We start from the raw sequence: 20,428 nt of genomic DNA, 5'->3' as shown, positions 1-20,428 counted from the left end.
CTTTCCCTTTACACCTGCACAAATCTTACAGTCAGATTCGGAATATCTATATCCTCGGCTTTTATGTTTATGCGTTCGTTAATCGATAATTCTTTTTTTAATCTCATTTCGGTTTCATAGCCGATAGACGGAATGGAAATGCGAGCCGTGTTTTTTATTGTTTCCAAAATTACGGCTTCTCCTTGCCAGTCAGGGTTTTGTAATAGATAGATCAGAGTCCAATGTTGACGCGAGGCTCTTTCAGCATAGGAACAATTTTTGCCTGCAATGTCTCCCGCCGCTATTCTCATAAGAAGGTCATCGGTTTTCATTACCTCGTTTCCGTCGATAAATTTTAAAAGCTGTTGATGGGCAACCAAGTCTCCATAGCGGCGGAGGGGGCTTGTAATTTGACTGTACATTGCAATTCCTAGGGCTGAATGCATTGCAGGAATTGTACCCACATTTCTCGGCCTCATAGCTTTTCTTTTTCGGTATTCGCCCGCAAGGCCTTCGGGAAGTTTTTTCGGTAATTCGGGAGCTTCCTGACTTACATACTGAAACGGAATATTATTTTTAAAAGCAAAGCGGGCGGCGGCCTCTCCTGCAAGGAGCATCATTTCCTTTATCATCAAAAAAGATTCCGTAAAATTATACGGGCTTATAAAACCTTTTTGGTTGTCATTTTCGGTTTCTACCTTGATTTGAACTTCCGGCATGTCTATCGAAACAGCTCCTGCAGCTTCCCGTTTCTTTCTGTTTTTTTCGGCTATTTCAAAAAGAGGTTTTAGGTTTGTATTCATCTTTTCTTCATCGGCCGTTTCAAAACTTATACAGCTTACTTTTATTTTGGTACGCAAAATATCTACATCGAGAATTTCAGCCGAGTCATTTAGCTTAAGTTTAAACGACAGGGCATAAGAGTCATCATGTAGGCCGAGGGCAAAGGCATCGACTGCCGATTCTCCCAACATTCGGGATACGCCTTCAGGAATGTAAAGGGTCGCACCCCGTTTCCTTGCGTCCATATCGCTTTTGGAATCGGGGGTAATTATGTCGGCAGGGTTTGCAATGTGAATCCATAAGTTTTCTCCGTCAAAGCATACGGCATCGTCCGGATCGGTGCTGCCCTCGTTGTCGATTGCATAGGAGGTAAGATGAGTCAGGTCTTCGTATTTTTTGTTGTGTTCGATAGGAGGCAATTCCAGCTTAGGCGAATTTAACGGATGCTTAAAGCGGGTGGGGTAGGGATTTTTTTCTATCTTCCAATAGCCCGTACTAATTAAAATCTTATGGGCCGATTCAGGAGTTTCTTTTAAGTGAGTTTCATTTAAGAGTTTTGATTTGTCGGTTTTTTCCAAAGCAAGGGCTTCTATTTCCTGTAAAAAATGAGAGTATTTTTTTAAGTCGAAATTTTCTTCCTTTTTTTCTTTTATAAATTTTGATAGGCTGCTTATAAATTCTTTCCGCTCTTGCTCTTCCGCTTGTTTTTCGGTTTCTTTTTTTAGTGCAGCAGCGGCTATGGCCTCAGCTTCTTCTTTTGTTCTTATCTTAATAGGAATGTCCGGGCTTTCTGCAATAAAAAGAGGGGAAGCCGATACTAAAAGCCAAGCTGCCCACATTTGTTCCGGATTTAAATTTTCCCAAACCAATTCGCTTATTTCAGAGAAGAGGGCTGTTCCTTCTTCAAAAAAGTCGGCGGCTTCATTAAAGTCAGGTTCGGGACAAGCAGCGGTCAAAATGTTTTTTAGCGATGAGGAGTTACTTGGAGCCAAAACGGAAAAATCTTTTTCGCGCACCTTTTTGATGCCCGTTTCCGTTTCTATTTCAAATTTTCCGTCAGCCTGTCCTTTTATAAGAGCCGGACGGTTTTTATATAAGACGATTGCATTTGTATTCATTTTTATTCCTCAAAATAAGCCGCTTATAATAAGCATGTTTAAAATAAGCTGCTTACAATAATTTTAGAATTCAAGTTTTGTTATGGATATTTGCCTTATAAATCCGTTTAAATATAAAACCTGAATTTTGTTCGATTTATAAAAATAGTTTTCACAATCTCCTGCCGTATAAATCGGTTTGCCGAAAAAACTTTCAAAAGACTTTTTTGTTTCTCCTACCCGTAAATCATTGGGCAATGATAAATTGGAATCTGCAAAAATCGAAATCTTTTCTATGTTATTGTTTGTTGCAGTTGAAATTGAAACCTCGGCATTTAAAAAATCGTAATACCACTTTTCAGAAAAATAATTATATTTTATTCTTGAAGGTTTACCCCAATATTCGATTAAATCATCTGTGGTATCTTCAAGCTTAATCTTTTTTAAAATTATAGGATTATATTTTTCCATAGAGAAAATTAAACTGCGTAATTGTTCGCGAGCCTTTAAGGCCTTTTCCGATTCACCTAAACCAAAAAGCATTCTTGCATAATTAAAGATAATAATTCTTGTATCAATTATAGTTCCTGAAATTAAAAAGAGCGGATCGTTTTTTGTGATTGAATTATCTTTTATTAAGGATTCTAAAATGAGTTTTGCTTTTGTAAAATCTTTTTGCGAAAGGTAGAGGAGGGAAGCATAGTTCGATGCGGCAATTAGGCTTCCTGTTCCGTTTTCACTTAAGTAGGCTTTTTCGGCAAGAGAAAGAGCCTGCGTTTTATCGTTTATGTTGGGAGAATAAAAAAGAAGCATTGAATATGAAGATTTCATTCCTGATTCTTCAATTGAATTTAGGTAGCTTTTATAAGCTCTTACGGCTTCATCATAATCGTTTATATTTCCCGGAATTGATTCCGTTTCTTCGTTTTTTTTTGATCTATCAAAAGACTTTTAGGATCGAAATTTAAAATCTCATAATTTTGTTTCGCCGTTTTTGAATCTTGTGCAGCTGCAGGATAGGCGGTTAAAAGTCCTTTATTTGAAATACCTGATGCCCATTTTTTATGTGCTGTTACGGCTGCCAATCTTTTAAAATACATATTGTTAGGAAAGGCTGTCCGCAGGGCCGAAACTCTTTGCTTTGCATCTTCAATAGCATTTTCATCATCACTTCTGACTGCATCAAGCACATAGAAAATTTCATCGGCAACGGCTTCTGCCTCATCCTTGTGTTTAAGTAAATTGCTTATACGCTGTTGCGGTGAAAAGTTATCGGTAAAAAAACTTTCAAATTTTTTTGCGTAATTAGGATCGGCTTGGATTCTTTTTAGGTCTTCAAGATGACTGTAAAAAAGGTTTGAATCGTAACCTGCAAGTTTTTAAAAGAATCAAGGTAAAGCTGTCGGCAGTCAAATTGTATGATTTTAAAAGTTCGCTGTTTTTTTCTCCGCTTCTCCTTGGGTCCGAAAAATAGACCAGCTTATTGTCAAGGGCAAACGATGCTGCTGCATGGGCTAAAAAAGCTGAAAGCATTTTTTCTCTTTCAATGTTTAAGTTTTTTATTCTTCGCGGAGAAGCTGTTAAATTTTCGGCAATTCGAGCTTCTATGTAATCGAAAAGTCCTGTACTTATCAAGATAGTCCCATCAGGATAAATTCCGCATTTGATTATTTGATTTTCTTCAATTATAAGGCGCATTCTGCCTCGGTAAAGCTCGTTATTTCTTATGAGCATAAAAAGGGAGGCATTAAGCACATCCTGCCAAACTCCTAAATTTTCGCCGGATATTTCGTTTATTGAGGCCGCCGAGATTTCGTTTCGATAAAAATCCATGGCTTCGGTTCGTATTTCTTTAATTGACTTGTCATTTTCTTGGGGAAAAACTTGAGTATAGCCCTGAAAAAGCGTTAAAATGAGAGTAAAACAACAAAGTTTCCGTATAAATTTTCTTTTCATCATTTGCATATAATAGCACAATATCGGATTTTTAGCAAGATTTTCGCATTGGGTTTTGTATCAATGGCAATTCATATCTTTAAAATTATTGTTATGCAGAGTTTCATAAATCCTATACACATCAAATCTGTCAATATTATCCGCATCTCCTACCGTCAGAGCAAATGGGGTGCGCTCTCCCTCAAAATCGGCTTTGTCGTCTACATGAATCGCTATTCCGTAACATATATCGTTAATCCTATCTTCAGGCAATCCCAATTCTTTAAGAAAAGGATAGGAGATTTTTGCCGCATTTCGTCCATGGTTAAGCCAATCCTCCTTGCCGCAGAATTCTTCGCAGTAAGAAACATCATGGAGAAGACAGGCAATTATCATTTCCGTTCATGTAAGTGTTAGATTAATAATCTCCTGTAGTAATAGCTTTCCTTAAAATACTGTTTATTCTTGTCTGATAGCCTTTACCTAAAGACTGAAGTACTGCAAGAATATCGGCATCTATTTTTATCGAAATTGTTTTTTTAATTGGCGTTACATTCCAATATTCTTCATGAGCCGGCCTTAGTCTTGCAATTTGTTCCTTTGTCAGTTTTGGACTATCCTCATCATACGATATAGGATAATTTTTTATTTCTTCCAATCTTTCAGCTGTTAATTTTTTTGAAGTAATCATAATATTCCTCACTCAAGTCTTTATCTGCTTGCCGTGCAGATATTAACCGTATTCTGTTTTTTTTCTCGGTAAAAAAGACCAACACTATCAATATTCCGTTCAAATTTCCAATTCCGTAATATCTATCTTCTTTTTCGGAATTTTCAAAATCATATCCTGTTAAAAAGGCTGGATCATCAAATACTTCCAATATTTCTTCAAAGTCTATTCCATGCTTTTCAATATTAGCAAGATTTTTCTCTTCATCCCATTCAAAACGATTATCATTACTTATAATTGTTTTCCCCATAAGCCAAATATATATTAATGAGGATATATTGTCAAGTATATTGTATCTTTGTGTCTTTGACAGCTTTCGGCAGTTATTCTGCATTTTAAAAAAAATATAAAAAAAATTGTCAATAGGGTTGACAAAAAATTGGGGGGGTATAATGAAAAATGTGTGAAAATATGTTGGGTTGACATACCTTAAAGTATTCAGGTAACAAACAATTTGACATTCTTTCGATAAAAAATACGAACTTGCAATGAAAAAGAACATTGCAAAAAGGAAGGTAGAAGTGAAACAGAAAAAGAGAGTTTCGATAATCGGAACATTAATTTTAATAATTAGTGCGGTTGCATTAATTACCGGTTGTCTGCAGCCGAATGGCGGAACAATAACAAAAAATATAGTAGAATTTGATTCTGCGCGTGTAACATGCAAAAAAACAAATTCATACCCTTATACGAATATAAATACCGGGGATCCGATAAAAGAAAATGATGAATTGAAGTTTCAAGCGATTTTACCTGCCGGTAAAATTGTTAAAAATTGGTATATCAATGATGTTAAACAGGAAGATAAAACCGATTCATTGATGAGCTACACGGTAAAGGCATCCGACATTGCAGGCGGAAGGCTTAAAGTCCGGTTTGACACTAAAGACCCTGTACAAAAAACTATAGAATTTGATTCAAGTGTAACATGTCAAAACACAAATTCATACCCTTATACGAATATAAATACCGGAGCTCCGATACAGGAAAATGATAAATTAAGGTTTGAAGCGATTTTACCTCCGGGTAAAATTGTTAAAAATTGGTATATCAATGATGTTAAAAAGAAATATGAAACATATTCATGGATGAGCTACACGGTAAAGGCTTCCGACTTTGTAAGCGGAAAACTTAAAGTCAGATTTGACACTAAAGACCCTGAACAAGGAACTATCGAATTTGATGCAAGTGTAACATGCCAAAACACAAATACAGATCCTTATACGAATATAAATACCGGAGCTCAGATACAGGAAAATGATAAATTGCAGTTTGAAGCGATTTTGCCTGCCGGTAAAATTGTTGAAAATTGGTATATCAATGATGTTAAAAAGAAATATGAAACAGATTCATGGATGAGATACACGGTAAAGGCTTCCGACTTTGCAGACGGAAAAATTAAAGTCCGATTTGACACTAAAGACCCTGAACAAGGAACTATCGAATTTGATTCTACGCGTGTAAAATGCCAAAACATAAATTCATCCCCTTATACGGATATAAATAACGGAGCTCCGATACAGGAAAATGATAAATTGCAGTTTGAAGCGATTTTACCTCCGGGTAAAATTGTTGAAAATTGGTATATCAATGATGTTAAAAAGGAATATGAAACCGATTCATGGATGAGATACACGGTAAAGGCTTCCGACTTTAAAAGTGGGAAAATTAAAATCAGCGTTGTTTTTAAATAAATAGGGGGAGATAGTATGAGCAAAAATAAACCGATAAAACCGGCTGATAATCAAGCGAATATGCAAAATCCCAATAAGGGTACAGCCGGTACAAATATCCAGTATGATCAAAATCAAGGCAATCGCGGTGAACAACTGAATCCGAACAAGAAAGGGAAGTAATTTATTATAATGATAAGTTTAGCCCCGATGCAGAGCATTGGGGCATTAAATACTATGAACAAATCAGGGCAAACGCATCACAAAAGTTGAAGAACAGAGAATAAGAACTCATCGTTGATCATACAAAGACCTAGTTTTTGTTTCATTGAGGCTTTTTTCTTTGTTGGCCGTTGACGTACCGGTTCCGGAGCTAGTTTGATTAAATTCATAGTTATTTTTCTCAAAATAGCCGTATTTTGTGCTGCATGATCTTTTCTGATTCTCAGAAATAATCCTCATCAAATAAAATACCTTGTATCTTTTCTGTTATTTTCTTTTGACAGCCCATAGCATCAATCGTTACTATCATGTCTTTTAAATCCATCTGAGCCGAAACAATATGAATGCCCTTTTTTCCGTGTTCTCTTCTAAAGCCGCTTATTTGTGATAAGGCTGCTTTTATTTCCATATATATACCACCCAACCAGTAATATCGGGTTTATTTATTCTTATTCATTATTTTTTATTTATAGTGCGGTTGCCCTGTAAATAGCCCTTTTCAAAATTGTGTCATTGTGATACACTTACATTTATGAAATGTGTTGTTTTTACAGGAGGCGGAACGGGGGGGCATATTTTTCCCGGACTTGCCGTTGCAGAGGCTTTGAGCTCTTCTTTGGAATGCAGAATAGTCTGGATCGGCTCTGCTAAGGGAGTTGACCGCAAAATAGTTGAATCTTCCGAGCTTTACTCGGCTTCTCCTTCAGTTCTTGAATTCATAGGTATTCCTGCCGGAAAATTGAGGCGGTATTTTAGTTTTCAAAACTTTATAGATGTTTTTAAGGTTGCGGCAGGCTTTATAAAGTCCTTTTTTATTCTTTTAAAGTTAAAACCTGTTTTGGTTTTTTCTAAGGGCGGCTTTGTTTCGGTTCCTCCCTGTGCCGCTGCAAAATTCTTAAAAATTCCGGTTATCACTCACGAGTGTGATTTTTCGCCCGGCCTTGCAACAAGGATTAATTCTAAATTTGCAAACCGTATTTTGGTTTCATATCAAGAAACAGCGGAGCTTTTGCCGGCTTCTCTCCGTTCAAAGGTTATATGTACGGGAAATCCCGTCCGCTTAAGTTTTTATTCGGGCAGGCCAGAAAAGGGGCGTTCTTTTTTAAACATAAAATCGAACTTACCTGTTTTGTTTGTTTTAGGCGGAAGTCTCGGTGCAAGACAGTTAAACGATTTGATTTCCGATTCAATCGAATATCTTGTAAAGCATTTTGTTGTGGTTCATCAGATTGGGGAAGCCAATATGGATCAGGGACAAAAAATTAAAGAAGGCCTTTTAAAGTCCTCCCCCGAATTTGCAGAAAACTATAAACCCTATCCCTTTATAAAAAAGGAGATGGCCGATGTTTTAAGCCTTTCTTCGATTGTGGTGTCGCGGGCAGGAGCCAATACGGTTTGGGAATCGGCAGCTGCCGGTAAGCCTATGATTTTGGTTCCTCTTGAAAAGGGAAGCTCCCGCGGCGATCAAATAGAAAATGCCGAATTCTTTAAGAAAAAAGGTTCCGCAGAAATTCTTTTGGGCGAAGATGTAAGGTCCGATATTTTTATAAAGCTTTTGCGGGATCTTGGTTTTGAAGAAAACATAAGCGGAAACGAAAGGCTAAAAAATATGGCTCAGGCTTCTGCCGCCTTGGCAGGTGAAAAACCTGCCCTCGTAATTGCTGACTTTTTAAAAAGCTTTTTTACATCTAAGAATGAAGATCTTTAAGCAGGATTAAGTGATGGAGAATAATTAAATGCGGATAGGAAGTGCCGATATAGTTTTTTTGATTATATTAAGTTTTTTTGTTATTAAGGTTACCGTAACCGGTTTTATAGACGAGTTTTTTTCAAAGGCTGCGGTTATTGTCGGCGGACTTGTAGCTTTTTTGTTTTATAAATTGCTTACCCCTGTAATTACCGAGCTTCTTGGAGGAAAATCCTTATCTGCCGTGATAGCCTTTTTGATTTTATTTTTATCTACTTATTTGATTATAAAATTGGTTCAAGTTTTTTTAGGCTCCCTTTTTTCAAGCGAGTCATTAAAAAATTTGGACAGGTCATTAGGTTTTTGTCTGGGCCTTGTAGAAGGCTTGATTGTCATAGGAGTTATCCTCATGCTTATCAATATCCAAACCTTTGTTTCATTCGATAAAATATTAAGTGAAAGCATTTTTGCGAAAATCCTTTCTCCATTTATTTTAGATATTACCAAGCAGTTTTAGGGTAGGAGTTGTAGATGTTTGAAAATCTCATAGATCAAGAAGCGGGGCTTAGGCTCATTCAAGATATAAAACAAAAAAAACTTCCACCTTCGATTTTGTTTTCGGGGCCTGAATGTTCGGGAAAGCTGACCGCAGCCCTTGAGCTTGCCCGCTCCGTTTCTTGTACCGAATCGGGAAACTGGACATGTACTTGTTCTTCATGCTTGAGGCAAAAAGAGATGATTTCTTCCGATGTTCTTATTTTGGGAGCACGGGACCACAGCCCCGAAATCAAGGCTGCCTGCGAGACCTTATTAAAAACAAAAACTCTTTCTTCGAGATATTTATTTTTGCGGGCTATTAGAAAACTTACCGCTCGATTCGATCCCCGTCTTTGGGATACGGATGAAACAAGATTCGTTAAAGCCGCCCCCGTCATTGCAGAGATTGAAGAACTCCTGGCCGATCTATGTTCCGGCCCTATCGAAACTATAGATGACAAGGTGCTTAACAAAACTGCGGAAGCTCTTGTTTTAAAATCCGCAAAACTTCAAGACGAATGTATGTACGATACTATTCCCATAAATCAGGTTAGAAAGGCCTCCTCATGGGTGCGCCTAATGCCTTCGGGAATAAAAAAAGTATTGATTGTCGAAAATGCCGATAAGATGCAGGAAGGTGCTAGAAATGCTTTTTTAAAAATTTTAGAAGAGCCGCCTTCCTATGCCGTCTTTATTTTAACCACCGCTCATCGGGGAGCGATTATGCCGACGATACTGTCAAGGGTACGCACTTATACTTTTAAAGAAAGAGATAAAAAATCCCAAGAAGAAGTTATAAGACGGGTTTTTAAAGGAGAGCCTTGCCATGAACCCTTCGGTAAGTTCAATCTTTTAAGCTCTTACCTTTACGGTTTTTTACCGGTAAGTTTTCGTATGATTCAAAATGCGGCAGCCTTATTTTATGAGTATGTTTTTTTGCTCATAGACAGGCAAAATAAAATTCTTCCCTCGGCTCTTTATAATTCGATCTCAAATTACAAAAATAAAAACAAGTATGACAATTCAAATTGCACGGTTTCAAACATTGTAAATCTTTTAAATAAATGTAAACCTCATACGATTTATATTTTGTTCTTAAACAGCCTTTAATTTTTTTTACAAGACGGCTTAAAAAATGAAGAATGTTCCGCCTTGGAACTTGAATCTTATTTTAAAATAACGGCTTTAATAAAAAATGCCGAAGCTGCCGTAGATATTTTTAACATCTCGCCTCAAGCCGCTTTAGAAAATTTGGCAGAAGAAATTAAGGAAAAACTTATATGAGAGAGTTTATGAGAAGGGGAATACAAAAATCCCCAAACATGAATGAAGCTCAACTGCGTACCTTTGTAAAGCTGCTTGCAAACGAGTATTCTCTATTGGATTCAGTAATGGATTCTTTAAATGACGGTGTTATAGTTGCAGATTCCGAAAATAAGATTATAAAATCGAATAGGGCTGCAGAAAGAATTTTAGGCACCTCTTTTAGAGGAACCTCTCTTAGAAGCACTTCACTTGGCGGTTCCGCTTTAGGAGAAGGCCATGAAAAAAATGTCTGGGAACATATAAAGATTCAGGATATTGCCGACTTTGTTTCTTCGGTTATTCAAAATGAAAGCGGACAAACTTCAAAAGAGTTTAACCTCAAAGCCGATAAGCCTGAAGGTAAAAATAAATATATTGAAGTTTCGGTTCTTCCCTTGGTAACCGAAAAGAAAATTCAAGGTACGATAATTATGATTGCGGATATTACCGAAAAAAGAATTGAAGAGATTAAAAACCGCCGCCTTGAAAATCTTGCAAGCCTTACAAATGTGGCAGCTGCCGTTGCTCACGAGATAAAAAATCCTCTTGCAGCAATCAGCATTCATTTACAGCTTTTAAAGAAAAATTTTACGGCTTGTAATTTATCCATAAACCAAAAGGCTCAAAAACATATAGGCGTTATCGAAGAAGAAATTGAAAGGCTCAATAAAATCGTGGTGGATTTTTTGTTTGCCGTGCGTCCCTTAAAATTCGAATTTGTTCCCGTAGATATAAATGCTCTTTTAAAGAATCTGTACGATACTTTTTTTGACGAGTTTAATGACAGCGGTATAAGTATTGCTCTTAGCTTTTCAAAGGATCTTCCTAAGATTCAAGGCGATGAAAGATTTTTGCGGCAGGCATTTATGAATGTCCTAACAAATGCAAAAGCCGCAATGCCTAATGGCGGCTTTTTGGATATATCTACAAAGGCAGTAAACGATTTTATTATTGTAACTATTTCGGATTCAGGGCAGGGCATCTTACCCGAGGATATGCATAAAATATTTGAGCCTTACTTTACGACAAAACATGACGGAACGGGCTTGGGGCTGACCATGACTTATAAGGTTATAAAAGAACATGGAGGAGACATAAACGTTTATTCGGATTACGGCATGGGAACAAGTTTTAAATTTTCTCTTCCGATAGAGCGTAAGGGTGCAATGCTTTTACTCTCCGATAAAACTTTCGATTTTGATTCGGTAAAGGATATAAAATGAAATTCAGTATTTTGGTTATTGATGACGAAAAAAATATTCGTGAAGGCCTTGCGATGGCTTTGGAAGATGAAGGCTATGAAGTAATTACTGCCGATAACGGAAAAACAGGTTTGGATATTGCCTTAAAAGACGAAGTCGATCTTGTAATTACCGATCTAAAAATGCCTGAAATAAGCGGTGAAGAGGTCTTACGCGAAGTTATTTCAAAAACTCCGGGGGTTCCCGTAATTGTTTTAACCGGACACGGGACGGTAGAAACGGCTGTTGAAGCCATGAGGATGGGGGCCTATGATTTTTTAACCAAGCCCTTGGATTTGGAACGCCTTTTTCTTTTAGTAAAAAGAGCCTTACAAAACAGGGCCCTTGTTCTGCAAAATAGGGCACTCTTACATGACATTGAAACCAAACAAAGTTTTGAAAATATTATAGGCAAAAGTCCTCTTATGGAAAAGGTTTTTGAGAATATAAAAAAAGTTGCGCCGACAAAGGCCAGCGTCTTAATTACCGGAGAAACCGGAGTCGGAAAAGAATTGATAGCTCGAGCCATTCATAATCTTTCAAACCGTAAAGATAAGCCCTTTGTTCAAGTCCACTGTGCGTCCTTTGCCGAAAGCCTTTTGGAGTCCGAACTTTTCGGTCATGAAAAAGGAGCCTTTACAGGGGCCGTACAACGCAGCCGAGGCCGTTTTGAAATTGCAAACGGCGGTTCTCTTTTTTTGGACGAAATAGGCGAAGTCAATCAAATGATACAGGTAAAACTTTTACGGGTTCTTCAAGAAAAAAAGTTTGAGAGGGTAGGAGGTTCTGAAACTATTAGCGTAGATACAAGGATAATCGCCGCAACAAACAGGGATTTGGTAGAAGAAATAAAAAAAGGAAATTTTAGGGAAGATCTTTATTTTAGATTGAATGTAGTTCATATTCACGTGCCTCCCTTGCGTGAACGCAAGGAGGACATTCCTCTTTTGGTTGCTGCCTTTATCAAAGACTTCGCCGAGGAGAACGGTAAAAAAATAGATTCTATGGAACCTCGTGCAAGAGCTGCAATTTATAATTATGACTGGCCGGGAAATATAAGGCAGCTTCAAAACTGTATTCAAAGTGCCGTTGTAATGAGCTCCGATAATGTAATTCACTTTGACGACTTACCGGAAACATTGCGCGAAAAGGCCGAGGCTTCTTCAATCCGTATACCGATGGGAGTAAATATGGCCGAAGCCGAAAAGCAAATTATTTTGCAGACTCTTGCAAACCAAAATAATAATAAATCCAAGACAGCCGATATTTTAGGAATAGGCCGAAGAACCCTCCATCGAAAACTTGATGAATATGATGCGGAGATTAAAGATGATACTTCGCGAATGTTGGAAGGAAAAGAAAATCAATCCAAAAAGGAAAAAGTAAATGGCAAAAAATAAATACAGCGAACCTGATTATTGGTCAAAAAAAGCTTTTGCCGAAAATTATCCTGCTCGTTCCGTATACAAACTTGAAGAGATGAATAAAAAATTTAATCTTTTTTCTCCTAATGATAAGGTCTTGGATTTGGGAGCGGCTCCCGGAAGCTGGACCGTCTATGTCTTGCGATTTTTAAATAAGGAGGGAAGGGTAACTGCCGTCGACTTAAAGCCCTTGGATTCTTCAGTCTATGATGAGAGGCTTAATTTTTTTCAAGGCGATATGTTCGATAAGGGAATTATAAAATCGGTAAAAGAATTGGGACCTTATGATGCTGTTATCTGCGATGCGGCTCCTGCAACAACAGGAAACAAAACCGTTGATACGGCCCGTTCTTCAGGTTTGGTAGAGCTTGCTCTTTATTATGCACAAGAGCAGCTTAAACAAGGCGGTTCTTTTGTCGTAAAGATATTCCAAGGCGGAGATCAGCAGATTCACTTAAACAATTTACGAAAATGTTTTAAGACGGCAAGGGCCTTTAAGCCTGAAGCATGCCGAAGTTCAAGTTTTGAAACTTATTTAATAGGTTTGGATTTTAAGGGTTAGAATCTTCCCTGTTGATTATTTTATCGATTATAACATTTATCTGAATAATCAATATACCTGTGTACCTCTCTATCTGTTCGATTATATATTTTTGGAGTTGATTGATCTTTCCGGTCAGCTGTGTTCCAAAAGGAATATCAACAGTCAGATCTAGTCTGTATCCGCCTTCTTCTTTTTTGATATTGAGCTTTTTAATAACTACTTCTTTATCGTACTCTTCAATACAATTAAATACCATTTGAGTTAAAGCGGATTCGGATATTTCGACCGTACCGACTTTTGAGAATTCCGGGCGGACTACGGATTTTTCAAAGAGCTTTGATTGTTCGGTTCCTACGAAGGGTGTCTTTTTATTTTTAAAAAATAGGCGTATCTTGTCGTAAAAGATTTGAGGGTAGGTGCGTTGTACCTCTATTGAAGGAACAGGTATAACATGTTTGCCTTCAACACGCCTTGATCTCATTGCGGTTTCGATTTCTTCTCTGCTTGCAATGTCTTCAATTTTAATTATTTTTTGAGGCTGAGGAATTTGAAGGCGGGCGGCAATCTTGTTTACCATTTTTTCGGAAGTTCCCAATATTAAAATCTTTTTAAAGCTATGGGATTGTAAAGCCTTTGCCACCCCGTCTCTATGTTTTTTATCGTCAAATAAGGCAACCTTTACGGCCGCCAAAAGAGTTTTTTCTCTTTTTGCAGATTGGCCTGCAATTATCTTATCGTTATAGATTAAAAGCCCGTCATCGATGATGAGCTTAATGCCGTATTTTTCGGCAAGCAGTTGAGCCCTAAAGCTCTTTCCCGTTCCGCTTTCACCGACAAGGGCATAAACCGAGACTCCTTTAATCTTCCATGAAATTTTTTTTAAAATTTTTTTAAAATCGATCATCGGCTCTTAGTTTCGTTCCGATAAGGTTAAGTTTAAATCGACAAGTTTTTTTCCTCTGATAATTTTAACCTTTACCGTTTCACCGGGTTTTTTGTCCTCCAGTACCGAGTAATAATCGGTTATGTTATTTATTTTTTGTCCGCCTATTTCAACGATTATGTCGCCGCCTATGTAAAAGACGGAGCTGTATCTGCCCACTCCCGAACGCACAGCTTCATTTCCTCCTCGAAGGCCGGCCTTTGCCGCATTGCTTCCTTTTTTTACCTCGGAAACAAGGAGCCCGTAAGAAACGGGGAGTTTTGCATAAGAGGCAAGTCTTCCTGAAACTTGAACCAAATCGGCATCGATAGAACCGCGGATAACCTTTCCGTATTTTAAGATATCTGCAACAACTCTTTTAGCCGTATTTACGGGAACTGCAAAGCCGACTCCGGCCGAGCTTCCCGATGTGGAATAAATCATAGTGTTTATTCCTATCATTCTTCCTTGAGTGTCTAAAAGAGGGCCGCCTGAGTTTCCGGGGTTAATTGCCGTATCGGTTTGAATCATGTTTTTGATGATAATATTTTTATCGTTTTGAATCGGGCGCTTCAGTGCCGAGACTATTCCGTCTGTAAGAGTTCTTTCCAGTCCGAAAGGATTTCCGATAGCTAAAACTCTTTGACCGACTTTTAAATTGGCTGAGTCTCCTAATTTTATTACCGTAAGTTTAATATTTTTAGGCGGATCAAATTTTAAAACAGCCAAATCGTTTTCGGCATCCGTTCCTACTACTTTTGCCTCATACTGACTTCCGTCAGAAAGAGAAATATAAATCTTTGAAGCTTCTGAAATTACATGTGCATTGGTCAATACCAATCCGCTTTCGTCGATTATGGAGCCCGAACCTGAACTGCCTTCAACCGGAACGGGCTCAAAAAACCAGTTTGCTCCCATAGTTTCGGTGGTTATGTTTACGACAGCTTCATTGGTCGATTCATATACATGAATATTCTGTGATTCGGCAGGAGTATAGCCCATGTAGCCTGTTTCATTTGAAGTGCTTACAGCAGCCGTATTTCCATGCTTCTGCATATTTAAATTGTGCGAATTTTCCGCCTGAACAAATCCGTTTCCTGCATTTTTTTCAAAATCGGCAGAGCCGTTTGAGGCTTCACTTTGAATTTCATTTAAGCCGATGTTTCCTGTATTGTATTTTATACCGGCAAAAAAACCTGCACTTGCAAAAATAACCGCTGCAATGAGCGAAAATACTAATGTTTGTCTTCTACTGTAAAGTTTCATAATGCTTAAAATTCTCCTATAATTATAGTCTATTAAAAATACGCCCTATTTGTCAAGCGTGGACGTAAAAATCTCACCGTAGTTATGTGCAGCAATGCGGTACTATACGAATAAATGATACTGTGATATAATGGAATAAAATAAGTGTGATTGTTAATTCTATCTGCAATCAATTATTTTTTTTAAGAAAGTCGATTTTGTTTGTTGACTTTTTATGGGAGCTGTTTATGTCTGCTGGTGAAATACCTATTGGCGAAATTGCTTTGCAAATCGTCCTTTCCGTTGGAATTATCGTTATTGTTGCAAAGTACCTCGGTCTTCTTGCAAAAAAACTGAATATTCCGCAAGTTGCGGGTGAAATTGTTGCAGGGCTTTTATTACGCTACCTGCCTTTTTTTCGTAATTTCGGCGGAGCCGAACCGAACATTATCTATGCCGAAACCAATCAGTTTATCGGATATATGTCGGAAATCGGCGTTATCCTGATTATGTTCTCTGCCGGATTGGGTACTAATTTAAAATCACTTGTTGCATCCGGTATCAAATCCACAGTGATCGCTGCTTGCGGCGTTATCGTTCCATTGGTTTTAGGTACGGCTATGGCCTTAGGCTTTTGGGGCTTCGACGGTTTTGGAACGCCCGTATTTTATCAAGCCCTATTTATCGGGACTATTTTAACGGCGACTTCGGTGAGCATTACCGTTGCTGCATTGAAAGAGCTGGGAAAGATAAATTCGGAAGTCGGGCAAACAATTATCAGTGCTGCAATCATCGATGATGTCTTAGGCATTATTGCATTGACGGTTGTACTCGGTGCAAGTTCCGGTAAGGGCGACTACCTCGCACTTATTATAAAAACGGCAGCGTTCTTTGCCGCTTCGTTGGTAGTAGGCTATGTGATTTACCGAATCTTCAAATGGTATGATAAGAGGCATCCTCATACTCACCGTATTTCGATTTACGGGCTAGGGGTTGCATTGATTTTTGCCTATTGTACCGAACGATTTTTCGGTATTGCCGATATTACCGGTGCCTATGTTGCAGGGGTTGTATTATGCAACTTGCATGACGCTTCCTATATGGAAAAGAAAATAGACATTAATTCGTATATGTTTTTTAGTCCTATCTTTTTTACCTCTATCGGACTTAAAACGGACTTTAGCGGACTGAATATGAGCTTACTATGGTTTTCGATAGCCTTTGTGCTTGTCGGTTGTATCAGCAAAATAATCGGCTGCGGCGGTTCAGCATTGACGTTGGGCTTTAAGCGGAAGGAATCGCTCCAGATAGGGCTGGGAATGATGGTGCGCGGTGAAGTAGCCCTCATCGTAGCTCAAAAGGGACTTGCGGTAGGGATGGTTAAAGCCGAATACTTTGCACCGGTCATTTTGCTGATTATCGTTTCCTCCATGATTGTGCCTATTTTGTTGGGAAAAGCATTTTCGGATAGGACTTTTGAACCTCCAATGAAAGAACAGGTATAAAATTTTTGCCTGCAACTTTTTTAATACGCCCTATTTGCCAAGCGTGGATTGAAAATTCTTCCGTTTTTTGATATACTAGTCACATGTCTGTAGTTTCTCTTGTATTCCAGATGCTTGGAAGTTTAGGTTTAATCTTATACGGAATGAAAATGATGAGTGACGGTATTCAAAAAAGTGCCGGCGAAAGTCTACACCGTACACTCAATTTTATGACGGGAAACAGATTTTTAGCTGTTTTGACGGGTATAATTGTTACCGGCATTGTTCAATCTTCCGGTGCTACAACCGTTATGACCGTTTCATTTGTCAATGCAGGAATGTTGAGTCTTCAGCAAGCTATAGGTGTAATTTTTGGTGCAAACATAGGTACGACCGTTACGGCATGGATAGTTTCTCTCCTGGGTTTTAAATTTTCTATAGCAAGCATAGCCATTCCTGCCTTCGGAATAGGCTATTTTTTAACCTTTTTTAAAAAACTTAAAAAAGACAATCTGGGTGAGGCCATCATGGGCTTCGGTCTCCTTTTTACCGGCTTGGATTTTTTGGCTTCAGCCGTGCCGAATATTTCGGGTGAACATATTGCCCTTTTTTCTCTTTTTAGACAGACAGGTATTCATAGTATTATAATCGGTGTTATCCTCGGTTTGGTACTTACTGTTTTTCTCCATTCATCGAGTGCGACAACTGCGGTTCTTTTGACGATGGCTCATACCGGGGTAGTCGGCTGGGAATTTTCTGCGGCTGTAATTTTGGGAAGTAACGTAGGTTCTACAGTAGATGCGGTATTGGCCTCAATAGGAACAAAGCTCAATGCGAGGAGGGCGGCGGCCGTACACGTTTTGTTTAATGTTGCAGGCAGCGTTTTTACATTAGCTTTTTTTACGCCGTTTTTATCCTTAGTGGATTTGATTTGCCCTTCAAGCAGTCTTATGACTAAAATTGCAGTGTTCCATACCTTGTTCAATGTAATCAACACTCTTGTCGCCATTCCGTTTGTAAATCAGATTGCAAAATTTGTGTGCTGGCTTATTAAACCAAGAGAAAATGAAGAGCCTGCCCGCTATGTTCTTACCTTTCAGGCACCCGGCATGAAAGAAAATACGGAGGCCTATGTGCTTAGGGCCGAGGTTGAAATTCTAAAGATGTCCAATATTGTCCGGGAAATGTTCAGCCTCTTGCGTTCTCTTTTGAGTAAGGAAGAAAATGTTTCAAGAGAATTTGTGATAAGGCAGTTGACCGAAAAAGAAGATTATACCGATCAAATGCAGGAAGAGCTTTCTGTATACCTTATTAAAACTTCTCAGCTTTCTTTATCCGAAAAAAACAGAAAGAATGTACGCCTTATGCTCGGTATTGTAGACGATATAGAAAATATGACCGATCAGATTTTTGAGCTGGGTCTTTTTATCAACCGAAGTATAGAATTAAAGATGCCCATCAGCCAAGACGATATGGATAAACTTTTGCCCTATATGGGAATTGTAAATCAGTTTATTCATTTTGTTCACGAACACTTAAATAAACCTCTTGCAGCGGAGCAGCTTGCAATGGCCCATGAAATGGAAGAATCTATCGATGCGATGCGACAACACCTAAAGCATCTTGCACGTACCCGCTTGGAAAAAGGTGCAAACGTAAAGGCCGAGCTTTTATATATCGACATGGTCCGCAACTTGGAAAAAATAGGAGATTTTGCTTTTAGCATTTCCCGTGCCCTTGCCGAAACCGAATAAGAATTTTTATGTATTTTTTCAATGAGTAGTAGTTTAGCTCTTTACCGCCACTATTTACAATACAATTCTGTCGTTGTCTTGCCTTTTTAGCTTGCCTTCTTTTTCGAGAAGGTTTAGAATCGGAAGAATGTATTTGCGGGAAAGGCCGGTTACTTCCCGTGCATCGGCTATCGAAATCTTATCCCCTGTTTTGTATTTTGCAAATAAGGAATTTACGGCCTTTTTGTAAAAATCCGTATGGTAGTGTAAAAAGTTTTCAAGGCAGATAAGCTTACCTAATTTTATCAGGGCTCTCGCTTCTTTTCTGGCTTGAGGGAGCTTTATCTTGTCTATTTCGATGCCTTCAAAGCCAGCCTTAAAGGCTGCATCCAAAAGGGCCTTTGCATTTTTAGAAATATCGTCGCCCGTTCTTCCGCTCAGTTTATAAATATGAGCTTCTTTTTCCAGCTTTTTTTCATCGCAAAGTTTTTTTAATACTGTAGTTTTTACCCTTTGCGGAACAGGTAAGTCCACTTCTTCAAGGGTAAAACCTGCCTGACTTTCTTGAGCCGTTTTTAAAATTTTATTTTCCCAAAACTCAAGTCTCTTTTTTAAAAAACGCCAAGAGCCATACTCAATGACTTCATTCTTATCCGATGTGAGCTCTTGGGTTTTGATTTTAGTATCCTCGACAAAGCCTTCAATATTAAACTTGTAGCTGTGAATTGAAGGAAGTTCCTTATCCCTGTAAACCTCAAAGGCTTCCTTAAACTGTATTCTTTTGTAGCTTGGAAAACTTGCGAGCACTCTGGCCGAGGCTAGAATTTCGCTTCCGCCGTGCCTTATTAAAACGGCTCTTTGATTCCAAGCAGAAGCAATAGGTTCTTCTAAAGAAAGACGGCCCAAGCTCCTGTCGAATTGGTTTAAGTGAATGCTGCCTATTGCATGAGCGCTTCCGAGGGCTATTTCAATTTCGGCATGATTTTTAAAGCCCCCTTCCTTGTTTGTAAAAACCTCATCGATGCGTACTAAAAGTTCTTTTCCGCTTAAAACAAAATTTGAATCTTTTTCAGCTAAGAGCATTCCTCTTTCAAGATTTGTTTTTTCTCCCAGCTTTAAGTTGAGGGCTGTCCGCGTACCGGGCTCTATTTTTTCCACATCCTTATGATGGTTTTGTATCGATTTAATTCTACATTCTTCATTTGAAGGATATATCTGCAAGCTGTCGCCCGTATGCAGGCCTTTTCCTCTTAATGTTCCGGTAACGGTGGTTCCTATGCCCTTTAGGACAAAGACCCTGTCTACATATAAAAAGGGAGTAGGCGGGCTTTGTTTTTTTGATGAAGAAAGAAGTTTCGTAATTTCGGCTTTGAGTTCCTCGATTCCGCTTCCGGTAAGGGAAGATACGGCAACGGCAGGCAGTTTTCTTCCGATTATTTTTTCGCATTGGGCATTGGCATCTTCGATTAGAAGTTCAAGCATGTCCTTTTCTGCAAGGTCGGATTTTGTGATTACAAGAAGAATGGAGTCTATCTTCATGGCCTTCAGTACACGCAAATGATCGGAGGACATCTGCATCCAGCCGTCATCGGCTGCCACTATTAAAAGAGCCGCATCCAAACCCCATGTGCCTGCAACCATGTTGCGGATAAAACGTTCATGGCCGGGAACATCTACTATGCCGACAGTACCGTGAACAGGATCTTCAAGCGAAGCAAAGCCGAGCTCTATGGTCATCCCCCGCTTTTTTTCTTCAGGCAGATGACTGGTTTCAATTCCTGTAAGCCTTTTTACCAAGGCTGTCTTTCCATGGTCTACATGTCCCGCTGTTCCCAAAATATACGGCATTCTTTCCCCCAATCAATATTTATCGTGTTCAGAGCATTT

At 38.6% G+C, this 20,428-nt stretch carries 16 protein-coding genes and 3 pseudogenes; 10 read left to right on the top strand and 9 right to left on the bottom strand.

The genetic code is table 11. From position 1 onward, the window contains the following. Window positions 1–8: 8 nt before the first annotated feature. The 5 genes and pseudogenes from E4N78_RS08495 to E4N78_RS08465 form a co-directional block, all read right to left on the bottom strand. A complete protein-coding gene (locus E4N78_RS08495; protein ID WP_255810126.1) occupies window positions 9–1,880 on the bottom strand; it encodes a ribonuclease catalytic domain-containing protein in 1,872 nt (623 codons plus the stop codon). 63 nt (window positions 1,881–1,943) lie between these two features. Then, a pseudogene (locus tag E4N78_RS13835) lies at window positions 1,944–3,818 on the bottom strand (hypothetical protein). A 66-nt stretch (window positions 3,819–3,884) separates the two neighbouring features. Further along, window positions 3,885–4,196 (bottom strand): annotated as a pseudogene (locus E4N78_RS08475) (HD domain-containing protein); the annotation flags it as partial. 16 nt (window positions 4,197–4,212) lie between these two features. Beyond that, window positions 4,213–4,485 (bottom strand): BrnA antitoxin family protein, encoded by a 273-nt coding sequence (locus E4N78_RS08470; RefSeq protein ID WP_255810121.1) that lies wholly within the window; start codon window positions 4,483–4,485, stop codon window positions 4,213–4,215. Continuing rightward, window positions 4,457–4,774 carry a BrnT family toxin gene (locus tag E4N78_RS08465; protein WP_255810120.1) on the bottom strand — a complete coding sequence of 106 codons (318 nt, stop codon included), beginning with the start codon at window positions 4,772–4,774 and terminating at the stop codon, window positions 4,457–4,459. The genes E4N78_RS08470 and E4N78_RS08465 overlap by 29 nt, the downstream gene beginning before the upstream one ends. 271 nt (window positions 4,775–5,045) lie before the next feature. On the opposite strand from E4N78_RS08465, the gene E4N78_RS08460 reads away from it, so the two are divergent. Both E4N78_RS08460 and E4N78_RS08455 read left to right on the top strand, forming a co-directional pair. Continuing rightward, a complete protein-coding gene (locus E4N78_RS08460; RefSeq protein ID WP_255810119.1) occupies window positions 5,046–6,218 on the top strand; it encodes a hypothetical protein in 1,173 nt (390 codons plus the stop codon). A gap of 15 nt (window positions 6,219–6,233) precedes the next feature. Then, the gene (locus tag E4N78_RS08455; RefSeq protein ID WP_253689728.1) at window positions 6,234–6,380 is read left to right on the top strand and encodes a hypothetical protein; all 147 of its coding nucleotides are present in this window, start codon (window positions 6,234–6,236) and stop codon (window positions 6,378–6,380) included. 262 nt (window positions 6,381–6,642) lie between these two features. On the opposite strand, the gene E4N78_RS08450 is transcribed toward E4N78_RS08455, so the two are convergent. Further along, complete coding sequence (locus tag E4N78_RS08450; RefSeq protein WP_255810117.1) at window positions 6,643–6,828, bottom strand: hypothetical protein; 186 nt, start codon at window positions 6,826–6,828, stop codon at window positions 6,643–6,645. 123 nt (window positions 6,829–6,951) lie between these two features. On the opposite strand from E4N78_RS08450, the gene murG reads away from it, so the two are divergent. The 6 genes and pseudogenes from murG to E4N78_RS08420 all read left to right on the top strand — a co-directional run bounded on the left by murG (window position 6,952) and on the right by E4N78_RS08420 (window position 13,175). Continuing rightward, on the top strand, window positions 6,952–8,127 hold the full coding sequence (gene murG / locus E4N78_RS08445) for an undecaprenyldiphospho-muramoylpentapeptide beta-N-acetylglucosaminyltransferase (RefSeq protein ID WP_255810116.1): 1,176 nt from the start codon (window positions 6,952–6,954) through the stop codon (window positions 8,125–8,127). Between the two features lie 28 nt (window positions 8,128–8,155). After that, entirely contained in the window at window positions 8,156–8,623 is a 468-nt protein-coding gene (locus E4N78_RS08440) for a CvpA family protein (RefSeq protein WP_002679705.1), read from the top strand. 14 nt (window positions 8,624–8,637) lie between these two features. Beyond that, a pseudogene (locus E4N78_RS08435) lies at window positions 8,638–9,927 on the top strand (hypothetical protein). Next, entirely contained in the window at window positions 9,924–11,171 is a 1,248-nt protein-coding gene (locus tag E4N78_RS08430) for a two-component system sensor histidine kinase NtrB (protein ID WP_255810115.1), read from the top strand. Before E4N78_RS08435 ends, E4N78_RS08430 begins: the two are co-directional and overlap by 4 nt. After that, window positions 11,168–12,589, top strand: a complete 1,422-nt coding sequence (locus E4N78_RS08425; protein ID WP_255810114.1) for a sigma-54-dependent transcriptional regulator — start codon at window positions 11,168–11,170, stop codon at window positions 12,587–12,589. Before E4N78_RS08430 ends, E4N78_RS08425 begins: the two co-directional genes overlap by 4 nt. Then, window positions 12,576–13,175 (top strand): SAM-dependent methyltransferase, encoded by a 600-nt coding sequence (locus tag E4N78_RS08420; protein ID WP_002669797.1) that lies wholly within the window; start codon window positions 12,576–12,578, stop codon window positions 13,173–13,175. Before E4N78_RS08425 ends, E4N78_RS08420 begins: the two co-directional genes overlap by 14 nt. Here the strand turns inward: E4N78_RS08420 and E4N78_RS08415 are convergent. Further along, window positions 13,165–14,061 carry a P-loop NTPase family protein gene (locus E4N78_RS08415; protein ID WP_255810113.1) on the bottom strand — a complete coding sequence of 299 codons (897 nt, stop codon included), beginning with the start codon at window positions 14,059–14,061 and terminating at the stop codon, window positions 13,165–13,167. The genes E4N78_RS08420 and E4N78_RS08415 overlap by 11 nt on opposite strands. 6 nt (window positions 14,062–14,067) lie before the next feature. Then, entirely contained in the window at window positions 14,068–15,345 is a 1,278-nt protein-coding gene (locus E4N78_RS08410; RefSeq protein ID WP_255810112.1) for a S1C family serine protease, read from the bottom strand. Between the two features lie 227 nt (window positions 15,346–15,572). Here E4N78_RS08410 and E4N78_RS08405 point away from each other — a divergent pair, with 227 nt between their 5' ends. Together E4N78_RS08405 and E4N78_RS08400 are read left to right on the top strand one after the other, a co-directional pair. Further along, the gene (locus tag E4N78_RS08405) at window positions 15,573–16,829 is read left to right on the top strand and encodes a cation:proton antiporter (RefSeq protein ID WP_255810111.1); all 1,257 of its coding nucleotides are present in this window, start codon (window positions 15,573–15,575) and stop codon (window positions 16,827–16,829) included. Between the two features lie 83 nt (window positions 16,830–16,912). Beyond that, on the top strand, window positions 16,913–18,562 hold the full coding sequence (locus tag E4N78_RS08400; RefSeq protein ID WP_255810110.1) for a Na/Pi cotransporter family protein: 1,650 nt from the start codon (window positions 16,913–16,915) through the stop codon (window positions 18,560–18,562). A 54-nt stretch (window positions 18,563–18,616) separates the two neighbouring features. On the opposite strand, the gene selB is transcribed toward E4N78_RS08400, so the two are convergent. Next, window positions 18,617–20,389 (bottom strand): selenocysteine-specific translation elongation factor, encoded by a 1,773-nt coding sequence (gene selB / locus E4N78_RS08395; protein ID WP_255810109.1) that lies wholly within the window; start codon window positions 20,387–20,389, stop codon window positions 18,617–18,619. Window positions 20,390–20,428 lie beyond the last annotated feature (39 nt).

Origin of the sequence: Treponema denticola (genome assembly GCF_024400535.1) — a bacterium.
GTDB classification, from domain to species: Bacteria; Spirochaetota; Spirochaetia; order Treponematales; family Treponemataceae; genus Treponema_B; species Treponema_B denticola_C.
The sequence above is the reverse complement of the archived record's forward strand: the minus strand, read 5'-3'. Positions and strand labels throughout refer to the sequence as shown.

Excerpts from the sequence above, each read along its gene's own strand:
- E4N78_RS08495 (WP_255810126.1), bottom strand. The coding sequence starts at position 1,880 with ATGAATACAAATGCAATCGTCTTATATAAAAACCGTCCGGCTCTTATA.
- E4N78_RS08470 (WP_255810121.1), bottom strand. The coding sequence starts at position 4,485 with ATGATTACTTCAAAAAAATTAACAGCTGAAAGATTGGAAGAAATAAAA.
- E4N78_RS08465 (WP_255810120.1), bottom strand. The coding sequence starts at position 4,774 with ATGGGGAAAACAATTATAAGTAATGATAATCGTTTTGAATGGGATGAA.
- E4N78_RS08455 (WP_253689728.1), top strand. The coding sequence starts at position 6,234 with ATGAGCAAAAATAAACCGATAAAACCGGCTGATAATCAAGCGAATATG.
- E4N78_RS08450 (WP_255810117.1), bottom strand. The coding sequence starts at position 6,828 with ATGGAAATAAAAGCAGCCTTATCACAAATAAGCGGCTTTAGAAGAGAA.
- murG (WP_255810116.1), top strand. The coding sequence starts at position 6,952 with ATGAAATGTGTTGTTTTTACAGGAGGCGGAACGGGGGGGCATATTTTT.
- E4N78_RS08440 (WP_002679705.1), top strand. The coding sequence starts at position 8,156 with ATGCGGATAGGAAGTGCCGATATAGTTTTTTTGATTATATTAAGTTTT.
- E4N78_RS08430 (WP_255810115.1), top strand. The coding sequence starts at position 9,924 with ATGAGAGAGTTTATGAGAAGGGGAATACAAAAATCCCCAAACATGAAT.
- E4N78_RS08425 (WP_255810114.1), top strand. The coding sequence starts at position 11,168 with ATGAAATTCAGTATTTTGGTTATTGATGACGAAAAAAATATTCGTGAA.
- E4N78_RS08420 (WP_002669797.1), top strand. The coding sequence starts at position 12,576 with ATGGCAAAAAATAAATACAGCGAACCTGATTATTGGTCAAAAAAAGCT.
- E4N78_RS08415 (WP_255810113.1), bottom strand. The coding sequence starts at position 14,061 with ATGATCGATTTTAAAAAAATTTTAAAAAAAATTTCATGGAAGATTAAA.
- E4N78_RS08410 (WP_255810112.1), bottom strand. The coding sequence starts at position 15,345 with ATGAAACTTTACAGTAGAAGACAAACATTAGTATTTTCGCTCATTGCA.
- E4N78_RS08405 (WP_255810111.1), top strand. The coding sequence starts at position 15,573 with ATGTCTGCTGGTGAAATACCTATTGGCGAAATTGCTTTGCAAATCGTC.
- E4N78_RS08400 (WP_255810110.1), top strand. The coding sequence starts at position 16,913 with ATGTCTGTAGTTTCTCTTGTATTCCAGATGCTTGGAAGTTTAGGTTTA.
- selB (WP_255810109.1), bottom strand. The coding sequence starts at position 20,389 with ATGCCGTATATTTTGGGAACAGCGGGACATGTAGACCATGGAAAGACA.